Origin of the sequence: Sphingobacterium thalpophilum, assembly GCF_038396785.1 — a bacterium.
Lineage (GTDB): Bacteria > Bacteroidota > Bacteroidia > Sphingobacteriales > Sphingobacteriaceae > Sphingobacterium > Sphingobacterium thalpophilum_A.
Window position 1 is genome coordinate 5,422,381 of sequence record NZ_CP151087.1, and the last position, 24,426, is coordinate 5,446,806.

The following is a 24,426-nucleotide window of genomic DNA, read 5'->3' on the forward strand; positions in this document are numbered from 1 at the left end:
ATACAAAATAGTGCTAAAATGAAACAATTTAATCTTAAAATTTCTGAAAAATTTAAGACTTTAGCTTATATATTGTAAGCGTTAAAATTATAAAAAATCTAGAAAAGGACGTATGTTCTATCTAAACAAAGATTATAAACCATTTAAAATATTACGAATGAGAGGAAAATTGACCTTGCTTGGTCTTTCTGCAATGCTGGCATTTTGTGTGTCTTGTCAGCAATCGACTGGTTCCAAAACTTCAAAAGCAGATTCTTTATCGGCCTACATGGATACCGCACAGTTCAGCGGAACTATTGATCAAAAACAGGCTTATCTATATGAACTGAGCAATAAAAATGGCGTACAAGCTTATTTTACCAATTTTGGTGCACGTTTAGTGGGATTATGGGTGCCTGACAATAAGGGGGAGTTATGCGATGTTGTTTTGGGTTTTTCTAAAGCGGCTGATTATAATAATCCCAAAGAACCATTTTTTGGTACTATTGTAGGGCCTTTTGGTAATCGGATTGCTAAGGGAAAATTTAAGTTGGATGATAAAACCTATACATTGGCGGTAAATAACGGTCCTAATACACTGCATGGAGGTTTTAAAGGTGTGCATTTTGCCAATTGGACATTAAAATCGTCAGATAAATCGTCTCTTACTTTTGCTTACACCTTACCTGATGGACACGAGGGTTTTCCAGGAAACATCCAGATGGAAGTGACTTATACGCTTAACGATAATAATGAATTGATGATTGCCTATCGTGCTACTTCCGATAAAAAGACGGTGATCAATTTGACCAACCATGCTTACTTTAATTTAAATGGTGAGGGGAGCGGTACAATTCTGGATCATCAGCTTCAATTGTTTGCGAATGAATACACACCAGTGGATAGTACACTAATACCAACAGGGCAATTAGCACCGGTAAAGGGAACAGCTTTTGATTTTACAACCTTGAAACCAATAGGAAAAGATATTAATGCCAATGATCAGCAACTGAGCTTTGGAAAGGGCTATGATCACAACTTTGTCTTAAGCAAGGAGAAAGATGGCGATTGGTACAAAGCAGCCCATGTGATTGGAGATAAATCGGGTATTGTTATGGATATTCTGACTGCAGAACCTGGAATACAATTTTATAGCGGTAATTTTATGAATGAACAAGTGCAATTGAAGAACGGGAAAAAAGACTCCTTTCGTACGGCCTTTTGCCTCGAACCGCAGCATTTTCCGGATGCACCAAACCAACCTAATTTTCCAACAACTGTCCTAAACCCCGGGCAAGTTTATCAAACGAAATCCCTGTATCGTTTTTCGGTAAAATAATACATATTTAATAATGATTGGTTTGAAAGTACACCACTGAAAAGAGGTGTACTTTCTCTTTTTAATAGACCTTAAAACGTTTTAGGTCTATTTTATTTCTTTGATACAAATAGGCAGTTTTTTGAGAAAAAACGAAAGTCTGTACGATTGAATATATCTTAATTTTGGACAAATCAATTATACAAACTAATCAATCTAGGTATGTTTAAGGGTCTTAAATGTCTGCCAATATCTGCTACATTGCTCTGCTGTGCGAGCAGTTTTATCCCCTTAGCAAAGGGAGCTAATTTAATTCCAGTTTCTCCAGGGGGGATCGAGTTGCAAAAAGCAATAAAAGGGGTTGTTAAGGATAAGGATGGCAATCCTATTGTAGGAGCGACGGTCGCATTGAAATCCAAACCCAATATTGCAGTCTCAACAGATGCGAAAGGTAATTTTAACTTGACAGGTGTCAATGCCGGTGAACTTTTGACCGTAAGATCTGTAGGCTACCTCTCCAAAGAAGTCGTAGCGAGTGCCGATTTAGTCATTACATTGGACGATGAAAATTCACGTATCGGCGAAGTGGTTGTGGTAGGGTACGGTACACAAAAGAAGGAATCTGTTACTGGTGCAATCACGGCAATTTCTTCGCAGGATATTTCCAGATCTGTTGCGACTACAACCTCAGGAGCTTTGGTCGGGAAGATTGCAGGGGTCAATAGCCGGATGTCAGATGGACGCCCTGGCGCATGGACGGGGATCAGCATCCGGAATATGGGAACTCCCTTGTATGTGATCGACGGTGTTCAAAAAGATGAAGGCCAATTCAATAATTTGGACTTCAATGACATCGAATCTGTTTCGGTTTTGAAGGATGCGTCCGCAGCGATTTATGGTGTACGCGCAGCCAACGGAGTGGTGGTTGTAACGACAAAGAAGGGGAAGCGGGGCGACAACAATACCTTTAATATCAATTCGTATTATGGCTGGCAAAGTATGTTTCGCTTTCCCAAGCCTGCAGATGCAAGTACCTATGTAAAGAGCTACATTCAATCGGATGCCATTCTTGGTGTGAAGGATCCCAAGTATTCATTAAGCGATCTTGAAAAATGGCAGCAGGGGACGGAAAAAGGTTACCGCCCATTTGATTGGTACGATTATATCTTAAAAACTAGTCCGCAAACCTATGTTTCTGGAAATGTGAGCGGTGGGTCCGAAAAAATCAATTATTACTTAAGTGCCGGGCATCTCGACCAGCAGTCCATCATCCGTAATTACGGCGGCTTCAATCGTACCAATGTGCAGATGAATATTGACGCGAATGTATCAAAACGATTAAAGATTGGTGCCAATTTGAATGGGCGGATCGAACAGCGCAAACAACCGGGCGTACCTGGTGCTGACGATACTTGGCAGGCTTTATTTGCGATATATCGCAACCTGCCTACTGCACGGCCTTTTGCCAACGACAATCCTTTATATCCAACGCAGACATCGCCCAATGCGGAAACTAACTTTGCGATGCTGAATTATGATCTGTCCGGTACTTATCAGGAAAAATGGCGGGTGATGCAGTTAAATTTTAATGCGGAATATAAGATCACAAATGATTTGATCGCTAAGGGAACAGTAGGCTATTATCTGGCCAATAAATGGATGGATAATCAGGAGTTTACCTATAAACTATATGGCTACGATGAGAAGACAGATACGTACCCGGTAACTTTTAGCATGGACAACCCTTGGCGGGAGAGATCTATTTCGCAGGTTGAAGAAATCTCAACCCAATTTACCTTAAATTATAACAAGCGATTCGGCAAACATGGAATCAATGCTGTGCTTGCTGCGGAGTCCATAAAAAGGGATAATCCAGATGTTTATGTACACGATCGTCCAGCCTCTAATGCCTTAAGTTTGATCTATTTTCAGACGATGGACACCTACAATGATACTGGAGTGAATACCCAGGCGAGAGCCGGTTTTGCAGGGCGGGTCAATTATGATTATGACCAGAAATATCTTTTGGAGCTTTCTTCACGCTATGACGGTTCATGGAAATTCGCGCCAGGAAGCCGATGGGGATTTTTTCCTTCGGTATCTGCAGGCTGGCGTGTTTCATCTGAAAAGTTCTGGTCTGAAGGTATGAGAAAGGTATTTGACGATGTGAAGTTAAGGGGATCTTACGGTGTATTGGGCGATGATAATTTGGATGCCTGGGAATATTTTGCTTTTGGTTATCTAAGTGGATATAATTATTTCCGAAAACCAGTGCGTGATGGCTATCAAAATATCGTCGGCTCAACAATTGACGGGAAGTATGTTATCGGTTCTCAAGCACGTGGCCTTCCCGTTAAAACGCTTTCTTGGATTCAGGCCCATATGCTAAATGTTGGTTTGGACTTTAGTACACTAAAAGGTAAATTAACAGGTTCGGTAGATGTCTTCCGTCGAAAAAGAACAGGACTGCCTGCCAAGCGAGAAGATGTATTGATACCGAATGAAGTAGGCTTTAGTTTACCTTATGAAAATCTGAATTCGGATATTCATCAAGGTATCGATGGATCATTAATGTGGCGGAGTAGCGTCAATGGATTTAACTATTTCGTAGGCGGTAATTTCACTTTCGCACGGCAAACTGACGGCGAACAATATAAACCACGTTTTGGAAACTCTTTGGATCAATATCGAAAATCGATCTATGACCGTTATGCCTTTCTCAATTGGGGATTACATTCCATTGGACAATTCCAGTCGTGGGAAGAAATTGCCAATTATGATATAGACAATGACCGTAAAGGCAACTCATCATTACGGCCGGGTGATATTAAGTATGAAGATATTAATGGCGATAAAGTGATCAATGAGCTGGATGAACGGCCAATCGGATATCGACAAGGCGGTCTTCCTTATTTCAATTACGGAATTAACCTTGGCGGCCAATTTAAGGGATTTGATTTGGCAATGGATTTCACCGGAGCAGCTTTTGCTTCTTTTAATCCCAGTTATGAAGCTGTTTTCCCTTTCCATGATGGTGGCAACAATCCGCAATACTATATGGAAAACCAGTGGATGCTGAGCGATATTACGGATCGAAATAGTGCATTGATCCCAGGAAAGTACCCTACATTAATTAAAGGAAATAGAGATCATAGTAATTATTGGCATAGCGACTTCTGGCTTACCAATGTCAACTATTTGAAATTAAGAAACCTGCAGATCGGATATACTTTACCGGAGAAGTGGATGAAACCTCGAGGAATTCAGAAATTGAGGATATATACCATGATGCAGAATCTGTTTAGCATAGATAATTTGGGTGATATGAAGATCGATCCAGAAATCACAAGTGATTCGGGCGTTCAGTACCCAACAAACAAAGTTATAAACGTTGGTGTTACCTTAACTTTTTAATAAGATGATAAATAAGAAAGTTATTTTATTGGGTGTATGTCTCGTATGTACATTTTCAAGCTGCAATAAATTTTTGGAACGGGAATCACAGGCTATTTTTACCGACGATCAGATATTTTCGGATCAGAATATGATAAAATCTGTTCTAGCGAATTATTATGGGCGGATTAGCTGGGGACAGCAATTTGGAGACAATGGATCTTTTGCGATGTTAGATGAGGCCGGATTTTCAAGCGGTGGCCCCAATACGATGCAGGAATTTCCGAATGACTTTTGGCGTATGTACGATTATGAACTGATTCGCAATCTGAATCAATTTATCGTAGGTGTTCGTCAATCATCATTGGACGAAAATAATAAAAAGAGCATCGAAGGCGAGGCCAGATTTATTCGTGCTTGGACCTACTTTAATATGATCAAGCGTTTGGGCGGAGTTCCTTTGGTGGGTGATAAGATCTATGATTATACGGGTGGCATGGATCCAGCAGAGTTGCAGACACCGCGATCAACAGAAGCAGAGAGTTATAATTACGTGATTAACGAATGTACCGAAGCCGCTAAAATGCTCGGTACAGAGAAAACCATAAATTCAGCTAGAGCTAATAAATGGACAGCTTTGGCACTTAAGGCGCGGGCAAGTCTGTACGCCGCCTCAATAGCGAAGTATAACTATAAAACGCCAGACGTCAAAACAGCAGGCAACGAGGTGGGAATCCCTGCGGCGGACGCCAATAAATATTACCAGATTGCTTACGAATCAGCATTGGATATTATCAACAATAGCCCTTATGCCCTCTATAATGGAAATGCCGATAAAGGAAAGAACTTCTATCTTGCTGTAAGTTCAAAATCAAGTAGCAATGAAGTTATTTGGGCCAAGGATTATGCGTATCCAGGTGAAACACATTTTTTCACCAACAATAACATTGCCTCATCGGTCCGTGGAGATATTGATGCCAATTTTGTTACGCCTGTTTTAAATTTGGTGGAAGCATTTGAGTATACAGATGATCGAAATGGAGCATTGAAAACGAAGACTGCTACGGGAGATTACATTTACTATAACAATCCCGAAGAGATATTCGCCCATAAGGACGCGCGTCTGTATGGTACTGTAATTTACTCTGGTGCTGATTTTGCTGGTACCAAAATCACTTACCAAGCAGGCGTTAGATATAAAGAAGGAGGTGTTTGGAAGACGATGACCGCAATACCCGGTACTTCAGATTCCAAATTCGGAGGAATTATTACAAGCAAAGATGGACCAACGACTTCCAATGATATGTATGTCAACAAGACGGGATTTAATATCCGGAAGTTTATTGACGAAAACAAAGATGCTTCTACCCGTGGTCGAGGTTCGGATATTTGGTTTGTTCGTTTTCGTTACGCCGAATTTCTGCTGATTGCCGCAGAGGCAGGGCTTGAACTTGGTAAACCGCAAGCTGAGTTAACGGGGTATGTCAATAAGATTAGGGAGCGCGCGGGGATACAGGCATTGACAACCATTTCCCTGAATGATATTATTCAGGAGCGCCGGGTTGAATTTGCCTTCGAAGATCATCGTTATTGGGATCTGAAGCGTTTGCGAATTGCCCATGAAATCTGGAACGGAAGCGCTGATAATTACAATGCGGTACACTATGCCCTATTTCCATACAAAATATATGCTCCGGGGGATCCGAACGATGGTAAATGGGTTTTTGAGAAACAGAAATCGAGTCATACGCTCTATCCACGAAATTTTAAATATCAGAACTATTATAATTTCATCGATCAAGATTGGATTAATAACAATCCGAAGTTAGTTCGAAATCCTTATCAATAGCATTATCCTTATGAAAACTTTTTTTTGTAAATTAATAGTCAGTTTGTGTTTGATCGTAGGTGTATTTGCGTGTGGCAAAGATAACTATGATGCCCCTAAAAGTACACTGAACGGTCGTGTAACCTACAATTCAGAACCTCTAGGAGTAAGAGGATCAAACCAGTCCGTTTCACTTCAGCTATGGCAAGATGGTTTTCCGCTTCGATCTGCTATTAATGTGTATGTGACGCAGGACGGTTCATTTGCTGCAAAGCTGTTTGATGGGAAGTACAAATTGGTAGCAACCAGCGGAAATGGCCCCTGGCTGAATAGTGCGGATACAGTGCTGGTTGAGGTGCGGGGCAATACAAGCATCGAGTACCCAGTTAAACCTTATTATACCATGAGTAATATTGCCTATAATGTTCAAGGGAATATGCTGAAAGCTTCTTTTGACGTCAAGACAATAGATGCTTCAAGAACGATTGATTTTGCCACCTTATTGGTCAATGATACAAAATTCGTGGATTTGGGTCAATATACTTATAAGATGGAAAAAACTGGAATTAGTTCGGGGCATGTCGATCTGGAGCTGGATATCAAAGATATTTTGACCAAGAATGCTGCAGTGTATGCGCGCGTGGGCTTGAAGATAAGCGGTATCACCGAGGCGCTATACGATAGTTCACCTAAGAAATTGAAATAACAATGATCAAAAAATTTAGCTTTTTAAGCCTATTAATGGGCATCGGTCTTGTTACGACTGCACAAACGGGAATAGCAACAGCTGTAGACCAATTACCATTAACCGGAAAGAATACGCAATATCTGAATAATAGGGCTCCTTTAAGACAGAATGCCTTGCTAAAATTACCCGTGGGCAGTATCGTCCCGGAAGGTTGGCTCGGGAAGTATCTGGAGCTGCAGAAAGATGGTCTTACAGGCCATCTGGGAGAAATTAGCGCTTGGCTATCGAAGAAAAATAACGCTTGGTTAAGTACGGATGGGAAAGGAGATTATGGCTGGGAAGAAGTTCCTTATTGGTTAAAAGGCTACGCTAATTTGGGCTACATCTTGAAAGATCCTAAGATAATAGCAGAGTCAAAAATCTGGTTAGAGGCCGCGCTAAGAAGCCAGCGTCCTGATGGATACTTTGGCCCATTGATCCTGCGTAATAACAAACCTGATCTTTGGGGAAATATGTTGATGCTATGGTGTTTGCAGTCCTATTATGAATATAGCGGTGACCAGCGTGTTTTAACGTTGATGACCAATTATTTTAAATGGCAGGCCAATTTGCCGGATAGTTTTTTTCTCAAGGATTATTGGGAAAACAGTCGTGGTGGTGACAATTTGCTATCCGTATATTGGCTCTATAACAGAACACAAGGTAATGAATGGTTGATGGATTTAGCGGATAAAATCCATCGGAATACAGCCAATTGGCGGCAGAAAGATGATTTGCCCAATTGGCATAATGTCAATGTAGCGCAGTGTTTTAGAGAGCCAGCAACCTATTATCTGAAAAGCCAGTCGACTGCAGATCTTAACGCAACCTACGATAATTTTCATTTCGTCAGACAAGTATTTGGTCAGGTTCCGGGCGGCATGTTCGGTGCCGATGAAAATGCACGTCCGGGATATACCGATCCCCGTCAGGGAGTGGAAACCTGTGGAATGGTGGAGCAGATGGCTTCCAATGAAATCCTTCTCGGGATAACAGGCGATCCTTTTTGGGCGGATCATGCGGAGGAAGTTGCTTTTAATACCTACCCAGCCGCTGTGACAGCCGATTTTAAAGCATTACGCTATATCACGAGCCCAAATATGACCATCAGCGATAGCCATAATCATGCTCCTGGGATTGATAATAATGGACCATTTTTAATGATGAACCCCTTCAGTTCACGTTGTTGTCAACATAACCACAGTCAGGGCTGGCCATATTATGCGGAGCATCTGTATATGGCAACAAATGATAATGGTGTTGCGGCAGTACTTTATGCCGCATCAAAAGCTGAAGTCAAAGTCGGAAACAATCAATCCATTCAGATTAGACAAGAGTCCAATTATCCGTTTGAAGAATCGCTGCGATTTGAAATAGGAACACAGGGTAAAACGGTTGATTTTCCCTTTTATCTCCGTATCCCTGCCTGGGCGAAACAAGCCAAAGTAACGGTTAATGGTAAAAGTCAGGCTATAGAAGCTGGAGCAAAATATATTCGGATTGAACGGAAATGGAAAGACGGCGACAAGGTCGAGCTCTCCTTGCCGATGACCATAGATCTGAAAACATGGACTGCCAATAAAAATTCAGTTAGTATCCAGCGTGGACCATTGACCTATGCACTCAAAATCAAAGAGAATTATGTGAAAAAGGATAGTAAGGCTTCGGCAATTGGGGATTCTAAATGGCAGGAGACTGCAGATCCATCAAAATGGCCATCCTATGAAATCCTTCCTGCAAGTGACTGGAATTATGGACTTGTACAAAATCAGCTACAAGCTGTTGACCAACTAAAAGTGGTCAAACGACCATGGCCTAAAGATGCATTTCCTTTCGACGCAGAAGCAGTACCTATTTCGATTCTTGTGAAAGCGAAACGTATTGATGGATGGAAAATTGATGAAAATGGACTAACGGGCGTATTGCCCCTGAGTCCAGTGGAAAGCAAGGGCGAGGTGCAGGAAGTTGAACTGATTCCCATGGGAGCAGCACGTTTGCGCATTGCTGCTTTTCCAACTGTGAAATAATGTAAATACGATATATAAATTAATGACTTAACGATTTTTTATGATGAAGAAAACCTTACTTTTTGCCAGTTTGATGATGGCAGCACAATTGAACTTTGCTCAGGATTGGAAACCCGCAGGGTCACATATATTAACCCCTTGGGGCGAGAAAGTAACGGCACAAAAGCCACATCCTGAATATCCTAGACCACAATTAACCAGAACCAATAACTGGCAGAATTTAAATGGACTATGGAAATATGCTGTCACTCCAGTAGGTACTAAAGAGATTCCTCGTCAATGGGACGGCAATATCCTTGTTCCTTTTGCTATTGAATCGGCATTGTCCGGTGTTGGTAAAGAGGTCGGGAAAGATAAAGCGTTATGGTATAATAATACCATAACATTGGACAAGTCTGTCAATAAAAATAAGGTCCTGTTGCATTTCGGTGCCGTAGATTGGCAATGTGATGTGTATGTAAATAACCAATTGGTCGGAAGACATGAAGGTGGTTTTGATCCATTTTCGATGGATGTGACAAGCTTCCTAAAGAAAGGAGCGAAACAGGAAATAGCCATTCGGGTATGGGATCCGACTGATGATGGTCCACAACCACGGGGTAAACAAGTGAACAAGCCGAATGGTATATGGTATACACCAGTGACGGGAATTTGGCAGACCGTTTGGTTAGAAAGTGTCCCCCAAACTTACATCGTGAGTACCAAACAGACTCCGCGTTTAGAAGATGGAGTCTTGGCCTTTCAGGCTTCCGTAGAAGGAAGTCAAGCCGGTGACGAAATAAAGGTGCGTGCATTGGATGGCGGAAAGGTTATTAAAGAACAAACAGGACAACCGAATACATCTTTCGATCTTTCGGTACCTAATCTGGAGCCATGGTCCCCAAGTAACCCTAAGCTCTATGATCTAGAAATTCAGCTGATTCGAAAAGGAAAAGTCGTAGATCAGGCGAAAAGCTATTTTGCCATGCGGAAAATAGCCATGCAGAAAGACGAAAATGGTGTTCAACGTTTAATGCTAAACAATAAGTTTACCTTCCAATATGGTCCATTGGATCAAGGCTGGTGGCCAGATGGTCTACATACAGCACCAACGGATGAAGCGCTGAAGTTTGATGTTGTCAAAACAAAGGAAATGGGATTCAATATGATCCGTAAACATATCAAAGTAGAACCGGCGCGCTGGTACCGTTACTGCGATAGTATAGGTATGCTTGTCTGGCAAGATATGCCTAGCGGCGATCTTGGCGGAAACCATTGGGATATGCAACCAGGAAAGATTTCAGGAGGAAATAGGGATAAAGTACGTTCGCAGGAATCTGAAGGGTATTACAGAAAAGAATGGAAAACCATTATGGAGGTATTGCACAACTATCCAAGCATCGTCATTTGGGTACCTTTTAATGAGGCTTGGGGGCAATTCAAAACGAAGGAAATAACGGAATGGACAATGGCCAATGACCCTTCAAGACTAGTAAATAGTGCCAGCGGTGGTAATTTTATGGAAACTGGACATATCTTGGATATCCACAATTATCCCGATGCAGCCATGCCTGATCCAAATTTATTCGGCGCCAAACAAGTGCTTGCATTGGGTGAGTTTGGTGGTCTGGGATTACCGATCGATGGGCACTCCTGGCAACAAAAAGACAACTGGGGATACCAAAGTTTTAAAAATAAAACGGAATTATTGGAGCGCTATAAACGCCTGATCCATGACTTGGCACGTCTAATTCCTATGGGATTGTCTGCCGCTGTTTATACACAGACGACAGATGTGGAAGTAGAAACAAATGGTTTGATGACCTATGATCGTAAAGTTGTCAAAATGCCTGAAGCAGAATTGAAAGCTGCACATCAGGCGCTTTATAATGCACCTACCAAATAATTGATAGCGATATGGCCGCAACACGGGTTGCGGCCTAAATTTATCGCTGAAAGTATACCTGTCAACCTAAACCTGTTTTATACAAAATCAATGAAATTAAAATTACTAATTGCAACGGCTATTGTATGTCAATCGGTATCGTCGTTTGCACAAAAACAAATCCTTAAGAATGATCTTCGCGCGCCTGCCTATCCTTTAGTAACAATTGACCCCAATACAAGTGCCTGGTCGTATAGCAACGAATTGAATGCGGATGTTGTACGCCATTGGACCGGAAAATCCTTCCCCTTATTGGGCGTCCTTAAAGTGGATGGGAAATCCTATCGCTTCTTAGGTAAAGAAGAAGTTGAACTCTTGCCTTTGGCGCGGATGGGTGAACATGCGGCTTGGACCGGAAGTTATGTTGTCAATGAACCCGCCCCAGACTGGATGAAACCTTCATTTGATGCACGGCAATGGAAGACGGGGGCAGCGCCATTTGGTACCAAGGATAAAGAACCCAATGTGGAGACTGATTGGCAGGAACCTAAAATTTGGATTAGAAGAGAAGTTGACCTGAGTGAGGATCTTACAGGCAAATCCGTATATATCGAATTTACACATGACGATGACGCTATTTTGTACGTCAACGGTATTGAGGTTGCTAATACAGGCAATTCGACAGGTAAAAATAGTCGGGTCAAGCTGCCCGATCATGTCGTGAAAACATTGAAGAAAGGAAAAAATATACTCGCGGGTTATTGCTATAATAGGGTTGCGAATGGATATTTTGATTTTGGACTCTTTACAGAAAAAGATGGTAGTATTCAATTCGACAATGAAGCGAAGCAGATCGCTTCCAATGTGCAGGCAACACAAACCTATTATTCGTTTAACTGCGGGCCGGTCGATTTAAATATTACATTTACCGCGCCGATGTTTCTGGATAAATTGGACTTAATGGCTAGACCCGTAAATTATCTTTCCTATACGGTCCATGCGAAGGATGGCAAGAAACACCAGGTACAACTTTATTTGGAGGCAGCACCAAATTGGGCACTGAATTCTCCACTTCAAGATGCTGCAAGCAGTTCCTTTGTTTCAGGAAATCTCCAGTTTGTAAAGACAGGAAGCAAAAGCCAGCAGGTTCTAGGAAGGAAAGGTGACGACCTACGGATAGATTGGGGGTATTTCTATATGGCTGGCGCAAAATCAAAGACAAAGTCCGCGGTCGGAAGTAGCCATCAATTACGGTCTAATTTTCTGAAAAGTGAAAACAGCTCTTCTTCAAATGGAGGACAACAATTGGCACTGATGCAAACTTTTGATGTCTCATCAAGCTACCAGGATAAGATCTTGTTGGGGTATGATGACCTGTACTCCATCCAATATTTTGGACAAAATTTACGACCTTATTGGAATACCAATGGAAATAGTTCCATTGAGAAGCAATTTGAACTGGCCGACAAAGAGTATACGGCTCTCAAAAAGGCTGCTGATAAATTTGATGCCGAATTATGGGGTACAGCTTTGCGCAACGGAGGTGAGGACTATGCTGCATTGTGTGCCTTGGCCTATAGGCAGGCAATCGCCGCTCATAAACTTGTAAAAGCACCTAATGGCGATCTGCTTTTACTGTCCAAAGAAAATGATAGCAATGGGTCAATAGGAACTGTTGATGTAACCTATCCTTCGGCTCCGATTTTCCTTTACTATAATCCAGAACTGGCAAAAGCACTAATGAACGCCATTTTTTATTATAGTGAAAGCAATAAGTGGACAAAACCTTTTGCTGCACATGATGTTGGGACCTATCCTTTGGCGAATGGCCAAACTTACGGTGGAGATATGCCTGTCGAAGAATCGGGAAATATGTTGATATTAACTTATGCTTTAGCAAAGGTCGAAGGAAATGCAGCTTATGCCAAAAAACATTGGAAAGTGTTGTCTACCTGGGTAGATTATTTAGTAGATAAAGGCCTTGACCCCGAAAATCAGTTGTGCACAGATGATTTCGCGGGCCATTTCGCGCATAATGCCAATTTATCAATTAAAGCTATTTTAGGTATTGCATCTTACGGTTATCTAGCCCAAATGCTTGGTGAAGAGGCTACGGCGAAAAAGTATCTGACCGAAGCAAAAGCAATGGCTATGAAATGGAAAGAGATGGCTGAAGATGGAGATCACTATAAGTTGACTTTTGATAAAACCGGAACCTGGAGCCAAAAGTATAATATGGTCTGGGATAAATTGCTTAAGATGGATATTTTTGACCCTTCTATTCGTGAAACTGAAATTAAATACTATCTCGGTAAACAAAATAAATATGGACTTCCCCTGGACAATCGTCAGCCTTATACCAAAACCGATTGGATTATTTGGACGGCGACCATGGCAAATGACAAGCCTACCTTTGAGGCATTTTTAAAGCCAGTCTACCATTTTATGAACGAAACAACAGACCGTGTTCCCATGTCGGATTGGACGTATACAGACCGTCCTAAGAGAGCTGGATTTAAAGCAAGATCCGTTGTTGGGGGCTATTTTATCAAAATGTTGGAAGAGAAATTGGGAAAAGCAAAATAGCTTTTCCTGTGATGAAGAAAATAATATAAAAAAATAATAAGATGTTGAATGCAATGTTGTTCAGATATTGGATCGGCGGAGTTGTCGTACTGAACTTGTTGAGCTCCTGCGGAAGCTCTCCAGGTTCAGTTAAGCAGTCGGGTCAAATAACAAATGCTACGGCTCAGCATAAGACCTACAGCAATCCGGTTTTCGAGCCTATACTTGCTGATCCTACAGTCGTTAGAGATCCTCAGAGCAAAATGTTCTATGCGTACGGGACAGCCGACAATTGGGGCGACGGAAAGGGACAGCGTTTGGTGTCTATTCTACAATCGGCTGATCTTGCTCATTGGACCTGGATTGGCACGGCCTTCAGTTCAAAACCGAGCTGGAAAGCCGAGGGGGGAATCTGGGCACCAGATGTCGTGAGGTTAAATGGTAAGTATATCTTATATTATGCTTATTCAACATGGGGAGACCCCAACCCCGGTATCGGTGTAGCCCTAGCAGATAGACCGGAAGGCCCCTTTATCGATCAAGGTAAACTTTTTGATAGCAAGGAGATCGATGTACCGAATTCAATAGACCCTTATTTTTTTACAGAAAATGGACAGAATTATCTGTTCTGGGGTAGTTTTAGTGATGCGAATACGCAAGGAACATACGGTGTTGAACTCGATGAAAATGGGACCGCGGTACCCGATTTAAATAAAAAATTTAAAGTTGCTGCTGGGGATTTTGAAGCTGTCGTGATCCATAAACGGAAGGGATATTATTATTTTATCGGATCCAAAGGCTCCTGTTGTGAAGGAGAAAAAAGCAGTTATCATGTTCTTGTGGGGCGCTCTCGCAAGCTGAAGGGACCTTATATCGATCAAGAGGGGCGTAATCTTATACAGCGGGGGAGTGGAACGTTGTTGTTAAAGGGAAATGAACAATTTGTGGGGACAGGTCATACTTCGCGCATTATTACAGACGATAAGGGAAAAGATTGGATACTCTATCATGGCATGGACCCAAAGCAGCCTCGTGTTGCGACGGGGGGAAATCGTCGGATGCTATTTTTGGATCAGATTATCTGGGATAAGGACTGGCCCAAAATTGAAGGGGCAACCAGCAGTGTTGCAGCGCAACGGGCCCCAACGTTTAATTTTAAATAGAATTTTCAATAGCTAGCAGCAGAGGCCTACCTTTGTGGGCCTGGATTTTCGCTGTCCATAAAAAATATGATACATCAAACGAAGAAACATTTTGAACTTCTTGACGCCATGCGTGGGGTGGCCGCAATTGCAGTCGTACTGTTTCACTTTATGGAAATTGCACAACCGGATTATCGCAATAGTTTTATTCCACATAGCTATTTAGCCGTTGATTTCTTCTTTTGTTTATCGGGTTTTGTAATTGCCTATGCCTACGATCAGAAGCTGGTTACAATTGGTCTAAAACGATTCTTTCTTTTGCGTTTGCTAAGATTGCACCCATTGGTTATAATCGGTACATTAATTGGTTTATTTGCATTTATTTACGACCCATTCAGTAATTTGGCCAGCTCATTTTCCGTCTTACAGAAGATAGGGATGTTCATTAGTGGGATAACCTTGATCCCATACCCAGCTGTACCAGAGCGATATTTTAATCTTTTTCATTTAAACCCACCTACATGGTCGCTATTTTGGGAATATATCGCCAATATAGCCTATGCTTTGATACTGGTACGGATTCCAAAAAAGGTTCTTTGGGGAATAGTGCTCCTCGGTGCGGCAGCGCTATGTGCTGAATCATTTCATTCCGGCTATTTAGCTGTAGGTTTTGGGGCAGATAATTTTTGGGCTGGGGGAATCCGTTTATGGTTTTCATTTTCAATGGGACTACTTATTTTTAGGTCGAACTGGACTATTTCGAACAAGCTACCTTTTTTCAGTATTCTTGGTCTGCTTGCTGTCGTATTTTTCATTCCATTTTCTGAAGTTTATGGTAGGTATATCGATCCTATTGTCGTTATCTTTTATTTTCCTTTATTGCTCATGCTGGGGATAGGAGGACTACCTGTTTTTGGAGGGGTCAAGAAGGTCTGCAAGTTCTTAGGTGATATTTCCTATCCGCTCTATATCATTCATTATCCATTTATCTGGATTTTTATGAGCTATGTGGAACTCCATCACCCATCGAATAAGCAAATGGCTGTGATTATTATAATTGGAATGCTGTCGTTGATTTTTTTAGCTTTATTGGTCTTTAAATATTTAGATGAGCCTATTCGGAAATATTACAGCCGGAAACTAAACTAAATGGCGATGAAGCCAGGTACTGATGAACTGGAATACCTCCATTTTGCAGTCTTCATTTAAAATTTCATGCCGCATGCCTGGATATAATTTAATGGTTATATCGGTCTGTCCCTGTGCCCTTAACTGTGCCGCACTTTTTTCAACGCCTATTCCAAAATCTCCAATTGGATCATCCTGTCCGCTGATAAATACAATTGGTAGGTTTTTTGGGATATTCTTGGTAGCCTCGATAGCTGTCGCTTGCAAGGAAAGGTCTAATACGGTATGAAACCCATTGTTGGTAAACAATCCCCCACAAAGAGGATCTTCCAAAAATGAAATACGGTTTGCCTTGCTTACGCTTAACCAATTGCTGTTATTTTGGTTGGGCTCGTTCTTAAATCGAGCATTATTACGCCTGTCAAAAATACGGTTGATCAATTTACTTCTTCTTTTTGGGGCAATACTATTGAGAAGAGTGAGTAAAAGGCGAAAAGCTGTGGAACCTTTTTGACGTTGGCCTGTCCCCACGATAATGGCCCCCTTATATTGCTGGCCAATTTTTTGTAAAACGCAGCGTGTGACAAAGGATCCCATGGAATGCCCTAAAATAAATTGAGGCGGTTGCGGATATGTTTTTCTCAAGAAATTACTCATTGTAATGGCGTCATCAATGAGTTGTTCTTTAGCCCCATGCTGTTTAAAATACCCCAATTGATCGGCATCTAGCGCTGTCTTTCCATGACCCAATTGATCGTAAGTTAAAACCGCAAAATTCTGTGTAGTCAGATAATTGGCCAATTCTTCATACCGACCACTATGTTCCTGCATGCCATGTACCAGGAGTATTGTTGCTACTATCTGATTGTCGTCGGGTACATACAAACGATAGAAAATTTTATGTTCATTTTCAGTCGTCGCGCTGATTGTATAAAAATTGGATGCTACCTTGCTCATTATACCTCTTTATTTTAAGTAAACTAAGATAATTTTAGTGCATTTGCAAGTTTAACAATCTTCTTTCCGATTTTGTTCGGATGAGACCGAAAGGCTTTAAGGGCAGTTGATCAATGAAAATTAGCACGATTAATTTTTGTGGTTTGGGAATATTTTTTAGATTTGCATTAATTTAGAATTAATTTAAATAAAGTAGTTATTCTATTTTAAACATGGGCTTCTCTGTATGCAGAAATTGTTGTACAAAATCGAATTCGGAAAGCTCCCTTGTTCTTAAAATATACGCATTTACACTTATATTCTGATGAAACCAGCACGATGTATTTCGACCCAAGTTATCGTATGACTGTAGCTCAATTTGCCGAATAATTGAGTGGGAATGAATAGGCCATGTTACTTCATCAACTTCAAAAGACAAATAAAAGGATGAAAAAGACACTTTTAGCAGCTTTATTATTCGCTGCAACTTATGCACAGGCGCAAACAAATTCGTTAATGAACGGCGAGTTTTGGAAAGGTAAACCTACCTTGACAATTGTTAAAGAAGAAATCAGCAAAGGAAATAGCCCTTCTCAGCCTAATGCGGCATCCTTTGATCCAGTCACAATGGCGATATTAAATGGCGCTCCGACGGATGTTGTCAAGTTTATGATCGAACAAGAAGGGAATAGTGTAACGAAGAAGACGCATCACAGCCGTAGTTATTTACACTGGGCAGCGTCAAGTGGAAATGCGGAGCTTGTCGAGTTTTTAATTGCAAAAGGATCGGATGTCAATTACCAAGATAGCCATGGTTACCCAATTATTGCTTATGCAGCTTCGACAGGAAATACAAATACTGCCGTTTATGATGCTTTGTTTAAAGCGGGTGTGAATCCCAAGCAAAAATATGAAGGTGGTGCTACATTAATGATGCTTGCAGCGTCTGCAGACAAGGACCTTGCATTGACGGATTATTTCATTAAAAAAGGATTATCTATTCAAGATAAAGACGAGTCGGGCCGTACAGTGACGGATTATGCGGCTAAACTTGGAAATACCGAGCTCATGGAGAAATTCATCGCCCGTGGCGTAAAACCAACCAATAATGCGTTATTTTTTGCGACTCAGGGTTCCAGACAAGCATCGAATGGTTTGTCGGTTTATACCTATTTGGTTGAAAAGTTCAAATTGGATCCCAAGGCTGTAAATAAAGAAGGAGCGACAGTGCTGCATGCTTTAGTTCGCAGACCAGATATGGCCGTGATCAATTATTTTTTGGATAAAGGTGTAGATGTCGCAAAAGCGGACAACGAAGGAAATACAGCGCTTATGGTGGCTGCTAGTGGTAAGGATGCTAAATTGGTCGAGCTGCTACTTGCTAAAGCGAAGAACGTAAATGCAGTAAATGAAAAAGGCGAATCTGCATTGACCAAGGCTGTAGCGAATGGGGCCCCCGAAATCGTGGCATTGTTGATTAAAGATGGAGCCGATATCAAGCTATTGGATAAGGAAGGTAATAACTTGGCCTTTTACTGGTTTAATTCCTACAGAGAATTGCCTCAGGGCGGCAGACCCGGTGGACAGGGAAATGCTTCACAAGGGGATGAGTTTAAAGAAAAATTAACGATCCTTAAGACGAATGGATTGGACGTTGTTGCTCCGCAAAAAAATGGTAGCACATTGTATCATTTGGCAGTAGCGAAAGAGAATGTGAAGCTTATCCAGAAAGCCAGCGAACTTGGAGCAGATATTAATGCACAGGATAAAGAGGGAACGACGGCACTACATAAGGCAGCTCTCATAGCGAAAGACGATTCCTTGCTAAAAACATTGGTTTCCCTTGGTGCAAAAAAGGAATTGAAAACAGAATTCGATGAAACAGCTTATGACCTGGCGAAAGAGAACGATTTCTTAGCTAAGTCCAATGTGCAGCTTGACTTTTTGAAATAAGACAACATCGTATTTCAGTGGTATTTCTAATCATATCGATGAAATATCCCGATAAATAATAGAAATATTGGTAACGCTGAACGGACTACGGATACCTTAAAATTAGATACAATTGAAGATGAATAACATATTTAAAACAACGATAGCCACTCTTTTATTTTCAATGGCAGCCCTAAGCTCTTTCGCACAGGCAGCTAGATATAAGTGCATGATCCAAATGAATGCCTACGAAGGTGAGAAAGCCTACGTCGTGATTTCACTGATTAATCCTAGTGGAGCTTACGAAAAAACACTCGCCGTATTGGGATCTGATAAGCAATGGTATAATACGATCAAGGAATGGTACAAGTTTCAAAATAAGACCAAAGAGAAGCTAAATGCGGTGACGGGTGCGTCAGTTGGTGGCGGTGACCGTGCCATGCGTACATTGGATATTGACGAATCGAAGTTCAACAAAGGGTATAAACTCCGTTTTGAATCTGCTGTAGAGGAACAAAAATATCATACTGCCGATGTTGAAATCCCTTTAACAAAAGAAGCTATTACCGAAAAAGCGAACGGCAAGGGATACATCAAACTTGTCAAGTTAAATAAAATACAATAAAAGAGGGGTAAAAATGCTGGTATCTATTTGGAGGTATGCACATTTAGCCTTAGCTATTGTTTCTTCTGTCTTTTTACTTTTATTATCGATAACTGGCGTAATATTGGCCGTTGACGCTGTCAACGAAAAAATTCCACCTTATCGGGTTGAACATATTGAAACTTTAAACCTTGCGCAGTCCGTAACAGGCTTGCGCAAGGTTTATCCCGAAATCATAGCGATTTCGGTAGATCACAATCAATTTGTGAGTATTGATGCCATAGACGCTGATGGCAATACCGTGAAGGGTTATATTGATCCGAATACCGGGCGTCTGCTTGGTCCCCAATTGAATAAGTCCCAATTTATTCAATGGGTTACAGCTTTACACCGCTCGCTCTTTCTGAAAGTGACCGGCCGGGTGATTATTGGTGTGGTTTCATTTCTGTTGTTTCTTATTACTATTTCAGGAATTGTTCTGATTGTTAAGCGTCAACAGGGCGTTCGACACTTCTTTGCCAAAATCAATCGGGACTTTTTTGCCCAGTATTTCCACGTTGTTTCAGGACGTTTATTTTTGATACCAATTTTGATATTGGCCCTAACTGGTACCTATTTATTCCTGGTACGTATTGAAATCTTAAAGAAGCCGAATCAAACCATCGAATATCCCAATAAGATGAAGGAAGATATCGAATTGGAGGTGTCAAAATTTTCAATATTCCAAAATACAAAACTTGTTGATTTGAAGACCTTGGAGTTTCCGTTTATGGAAGGCGATCCTGACGAATATTTTGTATTGAAGCTTCGCGATCGGGAATTGACCATCAACCAGTTGAATGGAAGCTTGCATAAAGAAGTCAAGTACCCCTTTACTGCATTGGCCGAAGAGTTGTCTTTGGACCTTCATACGGGTAAGACCAATATTATATGGGCTATTGTACTGGGGCTCGCATCGTTGAATATTGTGTTCTTTATTTATACAGGGTTCGTCATTACATTCAAGCGCACGCGTACAAAAATCAAGAATAAATATAAACCTGAAGAAGCGGAGATTGTTATTCTTTTCGGAACGGAAAATGGAAGTACGCTGTTTTTCGCCAATCAGATCCATAAACAGCTCTTGGCGGATGGGCAAAAATCGTTGCTGCTCGGAATGAATCAATATCAATGCTTTCCAAAGGCAAAACACTTGCTTGTGTTTACTTCGACATACGGGCTAGGAACAGCACCCTCCAATGCACTTCAATTTGAACAAAAGCTCAATAGCCATCCACAAAAACAAGATGTACAATTTTCGGTTCTCGGCTTTGGTTCAAAAGCCTATCCCGATTTTTGTGCTTATGCGCGCGAAATTGATTGTTTACTAGAAAAACAAGGTTGGGCTTCGCGTTTAACAGACTTACATACCGTTAATGATAAGGATGTTGATGAACTTATTTCATGGATACATGACTGGTCTTCGCAGGCCACTATTGCACTCGCTTCTGCACCAGCTATTTATAGTGCTAAAGTTGTCGGACTGACGAAATTTAAGGTGGTAGCGAAGTCTGCTGTTTCAGCGACTAACACGACCTTTACTTTAGTGCTGAAGCCTGCAAGTAAAATTAACATGCAATCGGGCGATTTATTGGCAATCTATCCCGCGCAAGATCAACGTGAACGTTTTTATTCAATCGGCTACAAAGATGGAATGGCGCAGCTCGTGGTGAAATTGTTTCCTGATGGATTTGGTTCTAGCTTCCTCTATCGATTGGAAACTAATCAAACCCTCCAGGCACGTGTCATGGTTAATCCAAGTTTTCATTTCCCGAAAGCAGCAAATGCAGTCGCTTTAATTGCGAATGGTACAGGGGTAGCACCCTTTCTTGGCATGATTTCAGAAAATGAAAGTAGGACGCCTTTGCGTCTGTATGCTGGTTTTCGCCATCGAAATGAAATGACTGCGCACTATGTGGATTTTGCTGATGAGCAGATAAAGCTGGGACATCTGAAGCAGCTTGAACTGGCTTTTTCGCGCGAGGAAAATCCACAATATGTCATGGACCTGATCCGTCGGGATGCGCTATATTTTGTCGAATTGCTTGAAAAAGGAGGTTGTGTATTGCTTTGTGGTGCATTGCGTATGCAGCATGATGTTGAACATACTTTAAATGAACTTCTCCTGGCGCATGTCGGCAAAACTATTGCCGACTACAAAGAAAGTGGACAAATCTTAACGGATTGTTATTAGTAAATTGATGGTACAATGGTAAATCCCGTCACGAAGACTACTTTTGGTATAGATCGACTTTATAATTCCTTTTTGGATCAATCTCATGAAGAACAATAAACAATGTGTCCTGCTTTTAATGCTCTGCTTTGTGTCCATTACTTCGGGGATTGCGCAGGTCGTGGTCAAGCGGCAGGTTACCCTTATGGGCTCTGTTTTTGAAATCAGCTTGGTAGATCGGGATAGCGCGATTACAAATCAGCATATCGATGAAGTCATCTCCGAAATAGATCGAATAGAAAACCTGATTTCAGAATGGCGTCCGCAAACCCAAATAGCAGCGGTGAACCGCAATGCAGGAATTAAGCCCGTTAAGGTGGATAGGGAAGTATTTGAATTAACAAAGCGAGCGATCCAGTATGCTCAAAATTCAGGCGGAGCCTTTGATATTAGTATTGTTGCCTTGGATAAAGTTTGGGTATTTGATGGTAGTATGACCACGATGCCTACTGAAGATCTGGTTAAAAGGTCTGTCGCCAAGGTGGGCTATCAACACATCCGTCTCGACAGTGCATCTTCGACAATTTTTCTGGAATTGCCCGGTATGAAGATCGGTTTCGGCTCGATCGGGAAGGGCTATGCTGCTGATCGTGGCAGGGACATGATGAAGGCAAAGGGAATTGAAGCAGGTATAGTTAATGCTTCCGGAGATCTTTCGGCTTGGGGAAACCCACCCCGGGGGGACGCCTGGAAAGTGGGTGTAAACAATCCGTTCAAACCCCATCAAATGGTCAAAGTTCTTCATTTGAATGAAATGGCCGTAGCAACTTCAGGCAGCTATGAGAAATACGCGGAGATCAATGGGAAACGGTATTCACATATTATAAATCCAGTGACAGGTTATCCAGCTACGGGATTAACTTCAGTGACGATTTATGGACCTTCCGCCGAGATTGCAAATGCCCTCAGTACCTCAATCATGGTACTTGGTGAGAAAGAAGGAAAAAAATTAATTCAGCGTTTCCCAGCATACCGTTATATTTTTATTACCGATAAAGGTAAAGTCATTCAGCAGCGGTGGAAGTAATAGACCACACAGCATCATTTTTTTTCTGAAAGTGTCTGATCTTATTGGCCAGAAAAAAAACTTCAGTTTGCTTTCATTGCTGTTGGTGTCTGCGAAGTCATGAAGGTTTTGTTTTATTCCCGATAAAGTAGGTTGAATGCATCAGCTATTAGCTGATTATCTCGTATCTTTCCTCTATAAATTAACTATAATACAGTCCCCTTGCGCATTGGGTTTTGCGATTTTCCTCTTCGAGTTTGGTCAGCCGTAAGGCTGGCATTAACTCATGCTTGTGTACTTATAGCCTTTTCAGGCATTTGCATTGGCCAATTTAAAAACGGGGTCTTTTAGCCACCATAAAGATACCCGGCCTTTACGCAAAAAATTGTTATGGTTTAAGTTTCGCTATGCGTTCCATTTCTTTTTGGTGATACCGTATCCTGGCATCTAGTTTGGCTGGTTCGTAGATCACCTGTAGTGCCGGATTATAAGGGGTTAAGTCTTTTAGGATATTCCATACAACAACGGATATTTTTCGTGCGATAGCGATCAGGGCCTTTTTCGAGGATTTTCTTATACTTAGACGGTTGAATTTGTCTTTAAAATAGGAGCCTTTACAGCGGCTTGCCGCCCAGGCAACCTGTACCAGTATTGGCTTGAGATATCTGTTTCCTTTAGTGATTGCTGTACTTTTATATTTCCCTGCGCTTTCATCATTCTTTGGTCGTAATCCGACCCATCCGCTCAGTTTACCGCTGTTTTCAAAAACTTTCATGTCTGCGCCGGTCTCGGCGATGATCACAGCGGAACTGATACGGCTAACGCCGGGAATCGTCTTTAGCAAGGCACTCTGCCGTGGAAAATCACGCAGGCAGATAGCTTCAATCTTTTCTATATACTCAGCAGACTGCTTGATCAACAGGTCGTATTCAGCTTTTGCCATCTGCAGGTTGAAGCGGTGGTGCTCCTTCATGCAGCCGGTTAGTGCTGCTGCCAGCTTTCCGTTTTCTTTGTTCTTCTTACTGGCATAGACCAGTTTGCTTAAACGTACGGCATCACGCTCCCCGGCTATCAGGGCATCAATGACACTCAGCATACTTTTCCCTCCGATATCGGTCACAAGACTACCCAAACGGATTCCGGCCTGTACGAGGATATTGTCCATTTTGGTAAGCATACGGACTATCCGCTGTTGCAACTTGCTATAGGAACGGGTGTAGCTCCTGAGTTCCTGTATTCGCTCACCGGGCACAAAACTCCCGCGAAGCATATCTTTGTGAAGTAGCTGGGCAATCCACTGTGCATCCTTTACATCGCTTTTGCGGCCGGGCAGCTGTTTGATTAAAAAGGGATTCACCAGCATCAGATCAAAGCCCATTTCAGAGAGAATATTCCAGACCGGGATCCAGTAAATACTGGTACTCTCCATCGCTACTCGGAGAACACCCGCAGCCTTCAAGTAGGCTCCCAACTGTCGAATGCCCGTACTGAAGGTTTCGAAAACCTCCACATCCGAATAATGCTTCCCATTAAATACCGCACAAAAAATACTATCTTTATGCACGTCAAGTCCTGCTGTTTTCATATAACTTTTTTTTTCAACATAAAGATAAGCAGCGGGACTTGCTTTGATTGCGATAGCTCTCGCCAATTTTTATCCGCTTGTGTGTAATCGGAAAATTAAATGTAAATTTATCCTAACAAA

15 protein-coding genes are annotated in these 24,426 nt (G+C 41.7%); 13 read left to right on the top strand and 2 right to left on the bottom strand.

The genetic code is table 11. The features are described 5' to 3' along the window. Positions 1 to 157 precede the first annotated feature (157 nt). From AACH28_RS23900 to AACH28_RS23940, 9 genes are all read left to right on the top strand, one after another. Entirely contained in the window at positions 158 to 1,318 is a 1,161-nt protein-coding gene (locus AACH28_RS23900) for an aldose epimerase family protein (RefSeq protein ID WP_286734813.1), read from the top strand. A gap of 201 nt (positions 1,319 to 1,519) precedes the next feature. Further along, on the top strand, positions 1,520 to 4,711 hold the full coding sequence (locus AACH28_RS23905; protein WP_341831730.1) for a TonB-dependent receptor: 3,192 nt from the start codon (positions 1,520 to 1,522) through the stop codon (positions 4,709 to 4,711). Positions 4,712 to 4,715: 4 nt separating this feature from the next. Beyond that, positions 4,716 to 6,539 carry a RagB/SusD family nutrient uptake outer membrane protein gene (locus AACH28_RS23910; RefSeq protein ID WP_341831731.1) on the top strand — a complete coding sequence of 608 codons (1,824 nt, stop codon included), beginning with the start codon at positions 4,716 to 4,718 and terminating at the stop codon, positions 6,537 to 6,539. A gap of 10 nt (positions 6,540 to 6,549) precedes the next feature. Beyond that, on the top strand, positions 6,550 to 7,224 hold the full coding sequence (locus AACH28_RS23915) for a DUF3823 domain-containing protein (protein WP_341831732.1): 675 nt from the start codon (positions 6,550 to 6,552) through the stop codon (positions 7,222 to 7,224). Between the two features lie 2 nt (positions 7,225 to 7,226). Continuing rightward, positions 7,227 to 9,272, top strand: a complete 2,046-nt coding sequence (locus AACH28_RS23920) for a beta-L-arabinofuranosidase domain-containing protein (RefSeq protein WP_341831733.1) — start codon at positions 7,227 to 7,229, stop codon at positions 9,270 to 9,272. Between the two features lie 40 nt (positions 9,273 to 9,312). Continuing rightward, positions 9,313 to 11,157 (top strand): sugar-binding domain-containing protein, encoded by a 1,845-nt coding sequence (locus AACH28_RS23925; protein WP_341831734.1) that lies wholly within the window; start codon positions 9,313 to 9,315, stop codon positions 11,155 to 11,157. A gap of 90 nt (positions 11,158 to 11,247) precedes the next feature. Further along, positions 11,248 to 13,722, top strand: coding sequence for a glutaminase domain-containing protein (locus AACH28_RS23930; protein ID WP_341831735.1), 2,475 nt, complete (start codon positions 11,248 to 11,250; stop codon positions 13,720 to 13,722). 41 nt (positions 13,723 to 13,763) lie between these two features. Beyond that, positions 13,764 to 14,864 carry a family 43 glycosylhydrolase gene (locus tag AACH28_RS23935; protein ID WP_341831736.1) on the top strand — a complete coding sequence of 367 codons (1,101 nt, stop codon included), beginning with the start codon at positions 13,764 to 13,766 and terminating at the stop codon, positions 14,862 to 14,864. 66 nt (positions 14,865 to 14,930) lie between these two features. Continuing rightward, positions 14,931 to 15,992: an acyltransferase gene (locus AACH28_RS23940; RefSeq protein ID WP_341831737.1), complete on the top strand. Its 1,062-nt coding sequence runs from the start codon at positions 14,931 to 14,933 to the stop codon at positions 15,990 to 15,992. On the opposite strand, the gene AACH28_RS23945 is transcribed toward AACH28_RS23940, so the two are convergent. Further along, positions 15,984 to 16,928, bottom strand: coding sequence for an alpha/beta fold hydrolase (locus AACH28_RS23945; RefSeq protein ID WP_341831738.1), 945 nt, complete (start codon positions 16,926 to 16,928; stop codon positions 15,984 to 15,986). The genes AACH28_RS23940 and AACH28_RS23945 overlap by 9 nt on opposite strands. 426 nt (positions 16,929 to 17,354) lie before the next feature. Here AACH28_RS23945 and AACH28_RS23950 point away from each other — a divergent pair, with 426 nt between their 5' ends. The 4 genes from AACH28_RS23950 (at position 17,355) to AACH28_RS23965 (ending at position 22,742) form a co-directional block, all read left to right on the top strand. Further along, positions 17,355 to 18,860, top strand: coding sequence for an ankyrin repeat domain-containing protein (locus AACH28_RS23950; protein WP_341831739.1), 1,506 nt, complete (start codon positions 17,355 to 17,357; stop codon positions 18,858 to 18,860). A 118-nt stretch (positions 18,861 to 18,978) separates the two neighbouring features. Further along, a complete protein-coding gene (locus AACH28_RS23955; protein WP_341831740.1) occupies positions 18,979 to 19,464 on the top strand; it encodes a DUF2271 domain-containing protein in 486 nt (161 codons plus the stop codon). 13 nt (positions 19,465 to 19,477) lie between these two features. Then, positions 19,478 to 21,676, top strand: coding sequence for a PepSY domain-containing protein (locus tag AACH28_RS23960; RefSeq protein ID WP_341831741.1), 2,199 nt, complete (start codon positions 19,478 to 19,480; stop codon positions 21,674 to 21,676). A gap of 85 nt (positions 21,677 to 21,761) precedes the next feature. Then, a complete protein-coding gene (locus AACH28_RS23965) occupies positions 21,762 to 22,742 on the top strand; it encodes an FAD:protein FMN transferase (protein WP_341831742.1) in 981 nt (326 codons plus the stop codon). Positions 22,743 to 23,109: 367 nt separating this feature from the next. On the opposite strand, the gene AACH28_RS23970 is transcribed toward AACH28_RS23965, so the two are convergent. Next, positions 23,110 to 24,306 carry an IS110 family transposase gene (locus tag AACH28_RS23970; RefSeq protein WP_341831097.1) on the bottom strand — a complete coding sequence of 399 codons (1,197 nt, stop codon included), beginning with the start codon at positions 24,304 to 24,306 and terminating at the stop codon, positions 23,110 to 23,112. Positions 24,307 to 24,426: the final 120 nt, after the last annotated feature.

Excerpts from the sequence above, each read along its gene's own strand:
- AACH28_RS23920 (WP_341831733.1), top strand. The coding sequence starts at position 7,227 with ATGATCAAAAAATTTAGCTTTTTAAGCCTATTAATGGGCATCGGTCTT.
- AACH28_RS23905 (WP_341831730.1), top strand. The coding sequence starts at position 1,520 with ATGTTTAAGGGTCTTAAATGTCTGCCAATATCTGCTACATTGCTCTGC.
- AACH28_RS23955 (WP_341831740.1), top strand. The coding sequence starts at position 18,979 with ATGAATAACATATTTAAAACAACGATAGCCACTCTTTTATTTTCAATG.
- AACH28_RS23915 (WP_341831732.1), top strand. The coding sequence starts at position 6,550 with ATGAAAACTTTTTTTTGTAAATTAATAGTCAGTTTGTGTTTGATCGTA.
- AACH28_RS23970 (WP_341831097.1), bottom strand. The coding sequence starts at position 24,306 with ATGAAAACAGCAGGACTTGACGTGCATAAAGATAGTATTTTTTGTGCG.
- AACH28_RS23900 (WP_286734813.1), top strand. The coding sequence starts at position 158 with ATGAGAGGAAAATTGACCTTGCTTGGTCTTTCTGCAATGCTGGCATTT.
- AACH28_RS23930 (WP_341831735.1), top strand. The coding sequence starts at position 11,248 with ATGAAATTAAAATTACTAATTGCAACGGCTATTGTATGTCAATCGGTA.
- AACH28_RS23935 (WP_341831736.1), top strand. The coding sequence starts at position 13,764 with ATGTTGAATGCAATGTTGTTCAGATATTGGATCGGCGGAGTTGTCGTA.
- AACH28_RS23960 (WP_341831741.1), top strand. The coding sequence starts at position 19,478 with ATGCTGGTATCTATTTGGAGGTATGCACATTTAGCCTTAGCTATTGTT.
- AACH28_RS23940 (WP_341831737.1), top strand. The coding sequence starts at position 14,931 with ATGATACATCAAACGAAGAAACATTTTGAACTTCTTGACGCCATGCGT.
- AACH28_RS23910 (WP_341831731.1), top strand. The coding sequence starts at position 4,716 with ATGATAAATAAGAAAGTTATTTTATTGGGTGTATGTCTCGTATGTACA.
- AACH28_RS23925 (WP_341831734.1), top strand. The coding sequence starts at position 9,313 with ATGATGAAGAAAACCTTACTTTTTGCCAGTTTGATGATGGCAGCACAA.
- AACH28_RS23950 (WP_341831739.1), top strand. The coding sequence starts at position 17,355 with ATGAAAAAGACACTTTTAGCAGCTTTATTATTCGCTGCAACTTATGCA.
- AACH28_RS23945 (WP_341831738.1), bottom strand. The coding sequence starts at position 16,928 with ATGAGCAAGGTAGCATCCAATTTTTATACAATCAGCGCGACGACTGAA.
- AACH28_RS23965 (WP_341831742.1), top strand. The coding sequence starts at position 21,762 with ATGAAGAACAATAAACAATGTGTCCTGCTTTTAATGCTCTGCTTTGTG.